12 protein-coding genes are annotated in these 13,250 nt (G+C 66.7%); 7 read left to right on the forward strand and 5 right to left on the reverse strand.

What is annotated here, in order from left to right; translation table 11 throughout:
* Positions 1 to 322: arylamine N-acetyltransferase (locus GOOTI_RS19060; protein ID WP_007240238.1), on the reverse strand; the 322-nt coding region annotated here is incomplete at its 3' end.
* Between the two features lie 91 nt (positions 323 to 413).
* On the opposite strand from GOOTI_RS19060, the gene GOOTI_RS19065 reads away from it, so the two are divergent.
* From GOOTI_RS19065 to GOOTI_RS19085, 5 genes are all read left to right on the forward strand, one after another.
* Positions 414 to 1,232, forward strand: coding sequence for a 2-amino-3,7-dideoxy-D-threo-hept-6-ulosonate synthase (locus GOOTI_RS19065; protein ID WP_039994367.1), 819 nt, complete (start codon positions 414 to 416; stop codon positions 1,230 to 1,232).
* A gap of 77 nt (positions 1,233 to 1,309) precedes the next feature.
* The gene (locus GOOTI_RS19070) at positions 1,310 to 2,512 is read left to right on the forward strand and encodes a 3-dehydroquinate synthase II family protein (RefSeq protein WP_007240240.1); all 1,203 of its coding nucleotides are present in this window, start codon (positions 1,310 to 1,312) and stop codon (positions 2,510 to 2,512) included.
* The gene (locus tag GOOTI_RS19075) at positions 2,509 to 3,660 is read left to right on the forward strand and encodes an LLM class flavin-dependent oxidoreductase (RefSeq protein WP_007240241.1); all 1,152 of its coding nucleotides are present in this window, start codon (positions 2,509 to 2,511) and stop codon (positions 3,658 to 3,660) included. Before GOOTI_RS19070 ends, GOOTI_RS19075 begins: the two co-directional genes overlap by 4 nt.
* Positions 3,657 to 4,973 (forward strand): lipopolysaccharide biosynthesis protein, encoded by a 1,317-nt coding sequence (locus GOOTI_RS19080; RefSeq protein ID WP_007240242.1) that lies wholly within the window; start codon positions 3,657 to 3,659, stop codon positions 4,971 to 4,973. The genes GOOTI_RS19075 and GOOTI_RS19080 overlap by 4 nt, the downstream gene beginning before the upstream one ends.
* Positions 4,970 to 7,558, forward strand: coding sequence for an AMP-binding protein (locus tag GOOTI_RS19085; RefSeq protein ID WP_007240243.1), 2,589 nt, complete (start codon positions 4,970 to 4,972; stop codon positions 7,556 to 7,558). Before GOOTI_RS19080 ends, GOOTI_RS19085 begins: the two co-directional genes overlap by 4 nt.
* 27 nt (positions 7,559 to 7,585) lie before the next feature.
* Here the strand turns inward: GOOTI_RS19085 and GOOTI_RS19090 are convergent, their stop codons facing one another.
* The 4 genes from GOOTI_RS19090 to GOOTI_RS19105 form a co-directional block, all read right to left on the reverse strand.
* Positions 7,586 to 8,608, reverse strand: coding sequence for a glycosyltransferase family 2 protein (locus tag GOOTI_RS19090; RefSeq protein WP_007240244.1), 1,023 nt, complete (start codon positions 8,606 to 8,608; stop codon positions 7,586 to 7,588).
* A gap of 81 nt (positions 8,609 to 8,689) precedes the next feature.
* A complete protein-coding gene (locus GOOTI_RS19095; protein ID WP_007240245.1) occupies positions 8,690 to 9,673 on the reverse strand; it encodes an endonuclease/exonuclease/phosphatase family protein in 984 nt (327 codons plus the stop codon).
* Positions 9,639 to 10,559 (reverse strand): mycothiol synthase, encoded by a 921-nt coding sequence (mshD, locus tag GOOTI_RS19100; RefSeq protein WP_169315831.1) that lies wholly within the window; start codon positions 10,557 to 10,559, stop codon positions 9,639 to 9,641. Before mshD ends, GOOTI_RS19095 begins: the two co-directional genes overlap by 35 nt.
* Positions 10,560 to 10,563: 4 nt before the next feature.
* A complete protein-coding gene (locus tag GOOTI_RS19105; RefSeq protein WP_007240247.1) occupies positions 10,564 to 11,493 on the reverse strand; it encodes a winged helix-turn-helix transcriptional regulator in 930 nt (309 codons plus the stop codon).
* A 150-nt stretch (positions 11,494 to 11,643) separates the two neighbouring features.
* Here GOOTI_RS19105 and GOOTI_RS19110 point away from each other — a divergent pair, with 150 nt between their 5' ends.
* Both GOOTI_RS19110 and GOOTI_RS19115 read left to right on the forward strand, forming a co-directional pair.
* The gene (locus tag GOOTI_RS19110; RefSeq protein ID WP_007240248.1) at positions 11,644 to 12,615 is read left to right on the forward strand and encodes an LmeA family phospholipid-binding protein; all 972 of its coding nucleotides are present in this window, start codon (positions 11,644 to 11,646) and stop codon (positions 12,613 to 12,615) included.
* Between the two features lie 400 nt (positions 12,616 to 13,015).
* Positions 13,016 to 13,250, forward strand: a 235-nt coding sequence (locus tag GOOTI_RS19115) for a rhodanese-like domain-containing protein (RefSeq protein WP_007240249.1), incomplete at its 3' end; no start/stop codon positions are given.

A 13,250-nucleotide genomic window follows, 5' to 3' on the forward strand; every position in this document is an offset into this window, starting at 1 on the left:
TGCGCACCTGTGCTCCGACAGCCCGTGCCGGAACGCCGATCTCGTCGAGCGCGAGCAGAAGCACGCCGTTCAGTTCGTAACAGATGCCGCCACGATGTCGAGTGATCACCTTGTCGACGATGGCCGTTGGCGCCACGTCGACAACGTGACCGCGGTGGATGTCGAGATTCTCGAACGGTATCGACCGGTGCTGGCTGCGCGCGAGAGCGTCGATGGCACCGAGGTCACCGGGCTCGATCGTCAGACTCTCGACGATGTCACGGCCCACGCCGATGCGCCGCAGATATGCGTCGGTCGGGAATCTCACATTCAGCTTGGTCACAGCAAGAAGGATAGGCTACCCTCATCTTGATCAGCGGGGGTGGTCGACCACGCCGCCCAGCGTGATCAGTCATCACGATCGGAGTCCCAGCATGCACGACCGCCGTGGGGAAAGACGGGAAACATTGTCCGGCAAGGCCCTTCGCATGGCACGCCTGTTCTCGTCGGCATCACGCCGCGCGCTCGTCGTGCCGATCGACCATTCGGTCACGATCGGTCCGCTCGGCCGCGCAGATCATGCCGACCAGACGGCCGCCATGCTCGCAGACGCGGGCGCCGATGCGCTCATCGTCCACAAGGGCAGGGCCCGGACCATCGATCCCCGCCGGTTCACCGGTCTCGGACTGATCGTCCACCTCTCTGCGGGAACCAGTCTCGCGAAGGACTCCACCGGAAAGGTTCTGGTCGGTTCGGTCGAGGAGTGTCTCGGTCTCGGAGCCGACGCGGTGAGCGTGCACGTCAACGTCTCGTCCGACACAGAGCCCGAGCAGCTGGCCGATCTCGGTAGGGTCGCGCACGAGTGCGAGCGACTCGGGATGCCGTTGCTGGCAATGATGTACGCGCGCGGGGCGACCACCTCGCCCGAGGCGACGTCAGGGCGCACCCTGGCTCATCTGGCGGCGATTGCCACAGACCTCGGGGCTGACGTCGTGAAACTCGACTATGCCGGAACCACGGAGGCGATGGATCAGGTCGTCGACTCGTGCCCGCTCCCGATCCTCGTTGCCGGTGGTCCCGCGGCGGCTTCCGACGACGCAGCGGTCGAACTCGGCTGCCGGGTCGCCGAATCACGCGTCGCAGGGCTCAGTTTCGGCCGCCAGATCTTCGGCGCCGACGACCCGTCGCATGTCGCGACCGCTCTCGCGGCACATCTGCACGATCACGATCCCCGTGCCCTGCAGCTGGCCTGATCCGGTCGCACCTCGCGGATGAGATCCGACAACCGACGAGAAGCCCACTCCCCCTTCACCATCGAGGTAGAAAGCACATGAGCCACACCACCGACATCGTGACCGACGACATCACCCCCCTCGAGGCGACCGCCGAGCGCGCGTCGGACTCGCCCGAGAAGCAGCCCGCGCGGGAGCATTTCGCGTGGGTCGACCTCCGCACGGTTGCGTCCGGGTCTCTCGACGCCATGGTCGCCGCCGCCATCCATCAGCGCATCGACGGCATCGTCTCGGCCGACATCGACCTACTCGACAGTCTGCCGCCCACCGTGCGACGGATCTACGCACCGGGGCATTCCACCGTCGACATCTCGGGCGATCACGTGTCCGCCGACATCGTGCTCATCCCCCACGGCGAGTCGGGCGACCCGGCCCCCGCGACCGGCACCGGCGCGGAGACCGCCGTGCACGTCGTCGTCTCCGACGCCGACACGCTGCGGGACGCGTGTGAGACGGTACGACGCGCACCGTGGACCCTGCTGACGTTCACCGATCCCACCAAGATCCCCCTCGAGATCGTGATCGCTGCGGCAGAGAACTCCGGTGGGCGCACCGTCACCGTGGTCAACGACATCGAAGACGCCGCGATCGTCAAACTGGTGCTCGAGCACGGATCCGACGGTCTGCTGCTCGCCCCGCAGAGCGTCGAGGACATCGCGACGCTCGCCGACGTGATCCGTCCGTCCGCCGATCGGATCGAGCTGACCGAGCTGACCGTCACCAAGGTCGAGCACATCGGTATGGGTGAACGCGCATGTATCGACACCTGCTCACTGCTCGCGCAGGATGAGGGATGCCTCATCGGCTCGTTCTCGACCGGGATGTTCTTGTCCTGCAGCGAGACCCACCCGCTGCCGTACATGCCCACCCGCCCGTTCCGGTGGAACGCCGGTGCCGTGCACTCGTATGTGCTGGTCCCCGACAACCGGACCCGGTATGTCAGCGAGCTCGCCGCCGGACAGCCGATTCTCGCGGTTCGCAGCACCGGTGAGGTCCGTGAGGTGCGCATCGGGAGGGTCAAGATCGAACGTCGCCCGCTCATCTCGGTGAGCGCAACCGCGCCCGACGGTCGCACCATCAACGTGATCGCACAGGACGACTGGCACGTCCGTCTGCTCGGCCCGGGCGGCTCGGTCAACAATGTGACCGATCTGGTTCCCGGCGACCGGCTCCTGGGGTATGCGCCGAAGGAATCGCGCCACGTCGGCCTGCCGATCACCGAGTTCTGCGACGAACGATGAGCGGTCCCGACGTCCTGTGGTACATCAATCCCACAGACGGTGATGTGCCGTGGGAGCCGGAGTACCGCATCGCGCCGACGTTCGATGCGCTCCGCCATCAGGCGCGCACGCTCGACCGACTGGGCTACCACGGAGCACTGACGACGGCGCGGGAGGCGATCTCGCTCGTCGGCGACACCGAACGCCTTCGGTTCCTCATCCCGGAGTACCCCGGTGTCAAGCCTCCGGTGTTGATGGCAGAAGAAGCACAGGTATTCGACCAGTACTCCGGCGGACGACTCATCTACAACCAGGTCAACGGGGCCGACCCGGTGCTGCACCGATACGGAAGAGTCGAGTCCAAGGCCGAGCGCTACCGCATGTCCGCCGAGTTCTGGACACAGGTCAAAAGGCTCTACCTTGACGACACCGAGGCCTTCGACGGCGAATTCTTCTCGTACGGAACGCGATACAAGCCGGCGATACCCGGCCCCCGACAGCCCGGCGGCATCGAGGTGTGGGGCACCGGCGCGTCGCCAGAAGGTATCGCACACGCGGCAGCGGTTCTCGACGTCTATCTGTCGTTCATGTCCGAACCCTCCTCCCTCACAACATTGTTCGACAAGGTCCGTGCCGCCGCAGCCGAGCGCGGACGATCGTTGCGCTACGGGGTACTCGCGAGTGTGATCGTCCGTGACACCGAGGACGAGGCATGGAGCCGGTTCTCCGAGCAACTCGCGCGTACACGTCCCGACACCGTCCTGGCGACAGCGGATCGCAACCTACGTAGCTTCGGATACCCGGGTCTCGACGAGATCACCAGCGCCGATCCCCAGGTGCAGGCACGCATCGACGCCCTACGCGCAGGTCGCATCCCGGGCCGGGAACTGCTCGAGTTCGCACCGAACATGGCTGCGGGACTGACGACCTGGACCGCAGCCGAACCACCGTTCGACATCGCGGGCAAGGGCACGGGCACCTACTTCGTCGGAAGTGCCGAGAACGTCGCGAGCGCGATGTCGTCGGTCGCACGGCGAGCAGGCATCGACATCTGGATCCTGTCGGGGTGGCCACTGGCCCGCGAAGCAGAGATCACCGCAGAGTTGCTGCTGCCGCTACTGGCAACCGACCACAGTTCTCCACTGGTCGACGCCGCGCCCGCCCGGTGACCGCCACCGACAGGCGAAGCCTCAGCCAGCGACGCCTCACCCTGTTCCGCGACGACAACACCGGTGTCGGGATCAACATCGTCGCGGTGATGACCTCGAGTGTCGCAACGGGCGCACTGGGATTCGTCTTCTGGACCATCGCGGCACGCGGCTATTCCACCGCCGAGGTGGGCAGGGCGTCGGCGATCATCACCTCCGCGACGCTGATCGCGACCCTGTCGAATCTCAGTCTCGGCAGTCTGTACGAGCGCTTTCTCCCGATCGCGGGGGCGAAGGCCCATAGGCTCATCACCATCGGGCGGTCGGTCATCGTCGTGACCGCGCTGCTGTTCGGGCTCGCGTTCGTCGCGCTCGGCCCCCGTGACGCACTGTTCACCTCGTCGGCTGAGCCGTGGCTCTATCCGGTGTTCGTCGCGATCCTGGGTGTCTTCGCCGTCCAAGACCAACTGTTGATAGGTCTGGGGAGATCGCGCACCGTCGCGCTCAAGAACGTCACGCAGTCGACCATCAAACTGATCCTGGTCGCCGCACTCATCCCGTTCGCGTCCGGATTCGGCATCGTCGCCGCGTGGGTCATCCCCGCTGCGCTGATCGCCTGTTGGATCGGGCTGAGCGCAGTGCGGCCCACCGCCCGGGCGATGACCGGTCCCGGAACCCTTCCCCGGCGCGGGGAGATCGCGCACTTCTACGCCGGCTCGCTGGCCATGACGGCAGTGGGAGTGGTTGTGCCGCTGGTTGTCCCACTTGTCATCGTCGCCCAGCTCGGTACCGAGATGAACGCATACTTCTCGGTCTGCTGGCTGGTGATCAGTACAGCGGCGATCCTGCTCAACGCCACATGCGCACCGTTCGTGTCGGCGTCGGCCCAGCCCGACGTCGACCTGCGCGCGACCACACTGCGTTTCATCGCACTCTGTGGTGGCGCAGCTGTCGTCGGATGCGTTCTGCTGATCGCACTCGCGCCCTGGATTCTGTCGATCATGGGGCCGCAGTACGCCCGTGAGGGCACCGGACTGATCCGTCTGATGGCCCTCACATTGCCCACCGTCGCATTCGTGGTGGTCTACGGCGGTCTCGCGCGGGTACAGCGAAAACTCAGACTCGCGGTGGCCACCCAGATCGTCTTCGGCGTGGTCGTGGTCTGCGGGATCGCCGCAGCCGCGGACCGCTGGGGCATCATGGGCGTCGCCTACGTCTATCTGATCGCCGACGTCGCCGTCGTACTGTTCCTCCTCGTTCCCGGGATCCGGCTGATCCGTCAGGCCACGGATCCGAAGACGACTCTCGCCTCGTTCATCGGAGCCGCCTCGTGACCACGTCTGCAGACCCCACAGTCGCCGACCCGTCGGCACTTGCGGCACGCTCGGTGCGCGCGGCGATCATCGCGAGTGCTCGACGCTTCCCCGACCGTTCCGCCGTACGTATGGCGCCGTACTCGGGGCCCGGCGCCGACGCGATGACATATGGCCAACTCGTCGACCGCGCGGGCATCGCCGCGAACTCGATCGCGGCGCGCGACGCGAACACGTCGAATCCCGTTGTCGTCCAGGTCGGTCTCTCAGCCGATGCGGTGGCACTGGTCCTCGGCGTGTTCCTGTCCGGCCATCCCCTCGTCGCACTCGATCCGCAGCTGCCCGGCGAACGTGTGTCGACGATTCTGTCCGAGCTCGACAGGCACGGCCGACCCGCGCGCATGATGATCGCCGACGCCGAACACCTCGACGCCGTGCATGATCTGGCCGGCGAGCGCGATCTACCGCTCGCAGGACTCGACGCGGTCATGACCGCGAGCCCCGGTGATCGACCCGCGCGTACCTTCGGCGCAGGACGTACCGAGACCACCGATACCGTCACATCAATCCAGTTCACGTCCGGCTCTACGGGAATACCCAAGGGTGTGCTACACCCGAACGGCATGTGGCTGTGCGACTCCGAGCTGATGCGAACAGGATTCGGTGTCATCCCCGGACGACGTGTCGCATTGTGTCTGCCGATCAGTTTCGGTGCCGGACTCAACGTCCTCATCGGATCGCTGATCAACGGCGCCGACATCGCGGCCATCGACCCGCGGGATCGCGCCCCCGGGACAGTACTCGACGCACTCGCAGAATCCCGGGCCGAGATCGCCTTCCTCGCACCGTCATTGCTCCGTGCCCTCAGCGGCGCGCAGGATGCCGCGAGCCACCCGGCGTGGAGGTCGCTGCGCCGCATCATCACCACCGGTGAAGCGTTGACCGCCGACGTCGCGCAGGCAGTGCTGGCCCACGCCCCCGACGCCACCGTGACCAATTGGGTCGGGTCGTCGGAGACCTCGGCACTTGCCTACTTCGATCTCCGCGCGGGCGACATCGTTGCCGCGGGTGCTCTTCCCGCGGGAAGTCCTGCTCCGCACAAGACAATCACCATCGACGACGACGGGAGAGTCGTCGTCTCGTCGCGCTATCTGGCCCTCGGCTATCTGGACCCGAGCGCAGACCGGGGCCGCTTCACGCGTGACGCCGCGGGACTGTCGAGTTTCCGTACTGGAGACCGCGGAAGGTGGGACGGTACAGCGCTCACACTCACCGGTCGCGTCGACGACGCGGTGAAGATCAGGGGATACCTGGTCGAACCCGCAGAGGTACACCGCGCGATCATGTCCGACGGCGACCTCTCGGAGGCCGCGGTCATCGCACGGACGGACTCGGGTTCCGGACGCACCGAACTGATCGCCTACGTCGCCCCGATCCCGGGCGGCCGAACCCCGCCCGCCGCGGAGATCCGTAACCGTCTGCGAGAACGTCTGCCCGAGTGGATGATTCCCGCGCACCTCATCGAGCTGTCTTCGCTGCCGCGAACCGCGCGGGGCAAGGTCGACCGGTCCGCACTTCCGGCGCCCAGCCGACGTATCGATCCACCCACCGGAGACCTCGAACGTTCGGTCGCATCGATCTGGACGCATGCACTCGGCCTCGACGAGGTCGGCCGTGACGAGAACATCTACGCCATCGGCGCCGACTCGTTGACCGTTGCGCAGATCCTCGTCGGTGTCACGCGCAGGTTCGGTGTCGCGCTCACTCAGGCCGACGCCGCGGCGGCGCCGACCGTGGCGGAGATGGCCCGCACCTTGGACTCCCGGCTGCGACCGGACAACTCCGCGGTGTGGCGCGAGGCGCTCGCACCGACGACGGTTCCACTGCGACACGGATTGGGACAGACTGTCTTCTGCTTCGCCGGTGCCGGTGCATCGGCGTTGGTGTTCGTCGCGCTCGCGGATCATCTTGCGCGGGACCCCCGCATCGGCGCGATCTACGGCTTCCAGCCGCACGGCCTGGAGAATCGCGGCTTCCCCGACTGGACGGTCGGTATCGCGGCGCGAAGGCATCTCCGCGATCTCCGTCGCATCCAACCGCACGGACCCTATGTGCTGCTCGGTCACTCGTTGGGCGGACTCATCGCCCTCGAGGTCGCACGAAGATTGCGCCATGCCGGCGAGCAGGTCGATCTGGTGATGACGCTCGACACGTTCGTGCCGCACACGATCGCTCGCGCCACCGAGTCGTCAGTTCGGTCGGGGGTGTCTGTGCCGGCCACCGAGGCGACACAGTCACGTTCACAGCTGTGGCGCAACCGGATTCAGTTGTTACGAGCCGGCTTCCTCACCGAGCGACCCGTCGACTCAGCACGTGCGATGGAGCAGGTCGGTTGGCGAGTCGGTAGGTTCCACCGGCCTGTTCCGTATCACGGGCGCGTACTCGTGGTGCTCGGTGCAGACAACCATCACGACGAACGGGTGTGGACAGAGCACCTGACGCCGGGCGACGTCTCGATTGCCCGATCGGCCGCCGACCACATGTCGATCGTCCGTGAACCGCACATCTCCGAGGTCGTGGCGCACTTCGTCGACGCCCTCCCCTGACAGCTCGTCAGTGGACGCGCGGCCAGATCACCGGTGGCGCAACATGTTGGAGTAGCGTCTCGGTGACGTCAATATCGCTGCGGCGAAGACGGCCGATCTCACCTCGCGCGCCGCCAGCAACGGGAGTATGTCGCGCCGAGATACGCGCTCACGCGCGACCTGCAGCAGCTCTTGCGTGACGGTACTCCGTTCACCGTCGTGCTCCGCACGCATCGCCATGTGCGCGGCGGGAACCAGTACTTCGCGGTACACGAACGACCGTGCCGTCGAGCGCCATTGCCGGGTGTCGGGTACCGAATCGAGCATTTCGAGAACCTCGTCCCCCATCTCGAAGATGGCCCGGGTGTCGGCCGTGACCCGGTGCGATACCGAATCGGCGCGCAGCCGATACAGGTACAACGGCTGCGCCACGGTCGCCACCGTGCGCGAGCGCAACGATATCCGTGCGGCGGCTGACAGATCCTCATAAGCTCGTCGGGATCCCCACGGCTCGTCGCCGAGAATGTCGCGCCGGAACAGCTTTCCACTCGCATACGATCGGGCCTTGCTGCGCAACAGGAGCTGCGCGTAGCGTTCGCCCGTCACGGTACCGGCCGCCAACGCAGGGGTGAGTACGCCCGTCGGAGTCCCCGTCTCGTCCGCGAAACGAGTCGTGCAGGTGGCGAAATCGGCATCAGTTCCGATCAATGCGTCGAGCATGTCGGTGGTGAACCCCGGCTCGGCGATGTCGTCACTGTCGAAGAACCAGATGACGTTTCCGGATGCCGCCGCCAGTCCGGCGTCGCGCGCGGGTCCTACACCACTGTTGTGCGGCATGCGCACGACGCGGTGGTCGACCGTGCCCCCCGCGAGCACTCGCTGCGCACGGTCGATCGAGCCGTCGCCGCCACGATCGTCGACGAGAACGATCTCGTCGACCGAATTCTGCTGTCCCAGAAGCGAATGCATGCACGCATCGATGTAGCGGGCGCTGCGATAGACCGGCACCACGACAGAGACCGACACGGTCTGCGCCGTCAGCCGTTCCCTGCCGGTGGCGAATTGATACATCGCGCAGCGCGCTCCCCTCACGACTCGTCCGCGTAAGGGTAACCTAACTACCGGTGGCCTGACTGCGCGGGGCCGTATGGGTCAGGGCCGGACCGACGCGATCACGCCGTCGTGGTCGGAACCGGGCAGTTCGACGCGACGGAAACTCGTCGGCATCGGACCGCCACGCGTCATCACGCGGTCCAGGGCGAGGACGGGCGGGAAGCGTCTGTTGGCGGGGTAGGTGGCGACGATCCCGGAGCCGAGGTGCTCCGCGGCGTCGACCAGGCCCGGCGGCGTGGCGAGCAGTCTGCGGAAGCGCGCGTGGTCGTAGGTCGAGTTGAAGTCGGCGCCGAGGATCAGCGGGAGTTGCTCCCCGCCGAGAGTCGACGAGAGGAGATCGACCTCGTACGCCCAGCGCCACGCGGGTTCCGGCCACGGCGGTATGGGGTGGAGTGCGTACACGGCGCGGCGCCCGACGCCGGGGATGTCGGCGACGGCGCGCAGATTCGACATGGCCATCTTGCCGATGCGGGATTCGTCCGACAGCGGGTAGCGCGAGAAGATGCCCGCTCCGCCCCCACCCGGTCTGGGCACGACGAACCGGTAGGGCAGATCGCCCGCGATGCCTGCGGCGTCGAATCTGCCGACGGCGTCGGTGGTGAGTTCAACGACGGTGAGTATGTCGATCCGGTTGTCCCGGACATCACGGACGATCGATGTGACGTCCGCCTGCCCCAGATAGATGTTCGCCTGCATGACGTTGATGTCGGTCGCAGCCTGCTTCTCGTCGGTGCCGATGTAGAGCGGTACCTGCGTGCCGATGCCGATGACCACCACCACCGCGCCGATCACGGCACACATCCACGCACGTGACGCCAGCACGAGCACCAGTCCGACCATGCCGATCACGATCAGTACGGGCGTTCCAGCGGCCAGTCGAGCCCAGGTGTTGCTGACGAGCGGAACGGCGTGCGCGATCACGCCGAGGAGTCCGGCCGCTAGCAGCAGGCAGCCGAGAACCGTCACCGCCCGGCGCGCCGCGCTCGACTCAGCCGTACGCGACGTCGACGGCGTATCGGGCAAACCCGAGCCTCTCGTAGGTGTGCAGCGCAGCGGTGTTGTCACCTTCGACGTAGAGCATGACGGTTCCGATGCGCCGGTCGGCGAAATAGTGCAGTCCGGCAAGTGTGAGCATCCGTCCGAGCCCACGCCCTTGGGCTGCCGGGTCGACACCCACGATGTACACCTCACCGAGGTCGGCATCCTGCCGTTTAGTCCAGTGGAAGCCGAGCAGGGTCGACGGGTCGTCGACGTCGTAGGCGAGGAACAGTCCGGCCGGGTCGAACCAGTCGGCGGAGGTGCGTTCGTCGATCTGCGCCGACGACCAGCCGCCCTGCTCCGGATGCCACTCGAATGCCGCGTTGTTGACGCGCAGGATCTCCCCGTCGTCGTCGGGTCCGGAGTATGTGCGCAGCTCGATCGACGGATCGACGACGAGCGGCGGTAGATCGGAGCCGTCCGCGGCTACGTCACGTCGTAGCTGCAGCAGTTCACGCTTTTTTCGCAGTCCCATACTGGCGGCGAGCGCCTGCGCCCCGGGGAGGTCGCCGTGCGCCCACGCCCTCGGTGACGGTCCGTCGGCGTCGGAGACCTCGCGTGCCTCGGCGAACGCCGAGTCGAGCAATGCCCTCCCGTGCCCGCGTCTGCGCAGTTCGGGGTCGATGACCGCCTCGATCATCGACGGCTCACCGTCGCGTCCGGGTGTGATGTTCGCGTACCCGGCGGTCGAGATGACGTGTCGCACATGTGCGGCGTCGTCGTCGGTGCGCTCTGCGGCGTCGATGGCGAGTACCGCTTGCTCGGACAATGGCGCGACGCCGTCGACGACGGTCGCGTCCGCGACAAGGCGATGCGCGTGCTCGACCCCGGCGGCGTCGAGTCGATCGAGGACGATCGGGGTGTTGCCGATCGCGTCAGCTTCCGCTGGCACTGAACTCCTCACCGACTCCCGAGGTATCGAAGGAGTCGCGGTCGGTCGGGGCGTGGCGGTCGGTCGGGGTGTCGTCGTCGGTCAGGTCGTCGTCGGTCAGGTCGTCGTCGGTCAGGCGCTCGTCGAGATCGAGATCGCCATCGTCGAGATCGCCATCGTCGAGGTCGGCGTCGTCCGAGAGGTCGTCACCGATGTCACCCTCACCCACGAAGTCGCCGGCAGACTCGGCACCACCGTTGCGACCGCGCGTCGGGCGCACCGCCTTGTATCCGACGTTGCGCACGGTGCCGATCAGCGACTCGTGCTCGCTGCCGAGTTTGGCGCGCAGGCGTCGGACGTGGACGTCGACGGTCCTGGTGCCGCCGAAGAAGTCGTAGCCCCACACCTCCTGAAGGAGTTGTGCGCGGGTGAAGACCCGTCCCGCATTCTGCGCGAGGTATTTCAGGAGTTCGAACTCCTTGTACGTGAGATCGAGCGGGCGCCCGCGCAGTCGCGCGGTATAGGTTCCCTCGTCGATCACGAGTTCACCGAGCGTGACCTTGCCCGAAGCCTCTTCGGTCCCCACACCCCTCGTCCGGACGACCAGCAGTCGGAGCCGCGCGTCGAGTTCGGCAGGGCCGGTCGCGGGAAGGAGGAATTCGTCGAGTCCCCAGTCGGCGTTCACAGCGACCAGACCGCCCTCGGTCAGGACAGCGGCAACCGGGACCGCCGAACCGGTGCTGCCGAGCAGGCGGCACAGTCCGCGTGCCGCGGCGAGGTCGGTCCTGGCGTCGACGATGGCGACGTCGGCGTTGCCCGCCTCCATCAACGAGGAGACCTCGGTCGGTGCGACGCGGACCGTGTGCGCGAGCAGCGAAAGGGACGGCAGCACCGCTTCCGGATTCGGATCGGCTGTCAACAGTAAGAGATCCACGTATTACTCCGATCTCGTCTTCCCACCCTGAACACCACAACCGCGACCGTCGGGGAGGAGTTCGCCGGGACGCCAGCTTCGCACACGAACGAACTCCATTGTTTACGTCGGCTTACCGCCATGTGCGCGATAGATGACAGAATAGCCCCAATGTCGGGTTCCGCTGTTAACAAGGCAGCCGATGGGAGCGGCGACGCGGCATCGGACACGCCTGCACGCGGCACTTTCCGCGCCCGTCGCGCGGTCGTCGTCGGTGTCTGTGTCGTCCTCATGATGCTGGTCGTCGCGTTTCTCGCCGACATGGCAACCGCCGCTCGCGGCGAGTACCGCATGTCCCGATCGTTGCAGGCCTCGCCGCGGATCACCTATGACCCGGAGGTCACCCTCGGCGGGTTCCCCTACGTCACGCATGCGTCGCGAGGCGAGTTCTCCGGTGCGACGATCACCGCACGCGGCGTCGCGGTCGACGGCTGCCGCATCCGGCGGGGTTGCACGGCAGAACTCGGCGCCCGGTTGGGCACGCTGACCGTGCCGAACGGCTGGAACATCGGGCCGTCGGAGGCGATCCACACCGCATCCGTCGCCGCGTACACACGACTGGACTCGGTGAACCTCGGGCGATTCCTCGACATCCTCGACCTGACCGTCAACACCCCCGCGCCCGAGGGCAAGGCGGGAGGCGGCGGCCCCCAGGATGGTCTGCTGCACCGATCCTCCGGGGTGCTGCTCACCGGAACCGTCGCCCTGCCGCCGTCCGCGCATCCACTGCCGTCAACGGGCTCCGAGACCACCCCGGTCCCCGCGGACACACCGTCGGCGTCGGAGTATCGGGGTCGCAGGGCGAAGGTGAGCGTGAGCGTCGACCTGTCCATCCGCGCCGGACGACTGCACCTGGAGGCGACGGGCTTCTACACCGGCCCGGAAGAACACGAGAGCGCACCGGAGCTCGACGGTGACGAGAACGCGGCATTGCGGGCAGCCGTGCTCGATCGATTCACGACGACCCTTCCGCGCCTGCCCCTGCCCTGGGGGATCATCCCGACCGGTGCCCACAGCGAGGGAAGCGACGTGCTGCTCGTCGCCGACACCGGCCCGCGTCAGCTGCGCCCCAGAGACTTCTGAACCGGTCCCGCCGACCGTCGAACGATTGGGTGATGCCGGTATTTACACCCACCTACAGCCGAACGCAGGCCACTGTTGGGGGCCTGCAGGGTGCCTGTTGTACCCTCGGTGGCATGCAACTGCGCCGTGAGCTCCTGCTCACTCGTCGGCGGGCGATCGACTTCTGTCGCGTCGCCGACTGTTGCTGTCTCTAGTCCGGTGATCGCGTCGCCTCGGCACGTTCACCACAGGTGACGGCCGGTGTGTGCAGTTGTGCGCGCTCGTGACATCGCAGTCCGCATCGCTCCAGATGCCGCCGTCATCTTCTCGCCCGTCATTTGATCGACGTCCGGCCCGCTTTCTACATCTCTGGTGACCGGACAACTCCACCGAGAAATCCCACCTCTGGAAGGAACCAGACATGGCACGTTCCGACGTCCTGGTCAGCGCCGATTGGGCTGAGCAGAACCTCAACAACGACAAGGTCGTCTTCGTCGAGGTCGACGAGGACACCAGCGCTTACGACGGCGGCCACATCGAGGGCGCCGTGAAGCTCGACTGGAAGACCGATCTGCAGGATCCGGTCCGCCGCGACTTCGTCGATCGTGAGCAGTTCTCCAAGCTGCTCTCCGAGCGCGGCATCGCCAACGACGACA

The sequence above is a fragment of the Gordonia otitidis NBRC 100426 genome (genome assembly GCF_000248075.1).
Taxonomy (GTDB): Bacteria; Actinomycetota; Actinomycetes; order Mycobacteriales; family Mycobacteriaceae; genus Gordonia; species Gordonia otitidis.

Excerpts from the sequence above, each read along its gene's own strand:
- GOOTI_RS19090 (WP_007240244.1), bottom strand. The coding sequence starts at position 8,608 with ATGTATCAATTCGCCACCGGCAGGGAACGGCTGACGGCGCAGACCGTG.
- GOOTI_RS19075 (WP_007240241.1), top strand. The coding sequence starts at position 2,509 with ATGAGCGGTCCCGACGTCCTGTGGTACATCAATCCCACAGACGGTGAT.
- GOOTI_RS19065 (WP_039994367.1), top strand. The coding sequence starts at position 414 with ATGCACGACCGCCGTGGGGAAAGACGGGAAACATTGTCCGGCAAGGCC.
- GOOTI_RS19070 (WP_007240240.1), top strand. The coding sequence starts at position 1,310 with ATGAGCCACACCACCGACATCGTGACCGACGACATCACCCCCCTCGAG.
- GOOTI_RS19110 (WP_007240248.1), top strand. The coding sequence starts at position 11,644 with ATGTCGGGTTCCGCTGTTAACAAGGCAGCCGATGGGAGCGGCGACGCG.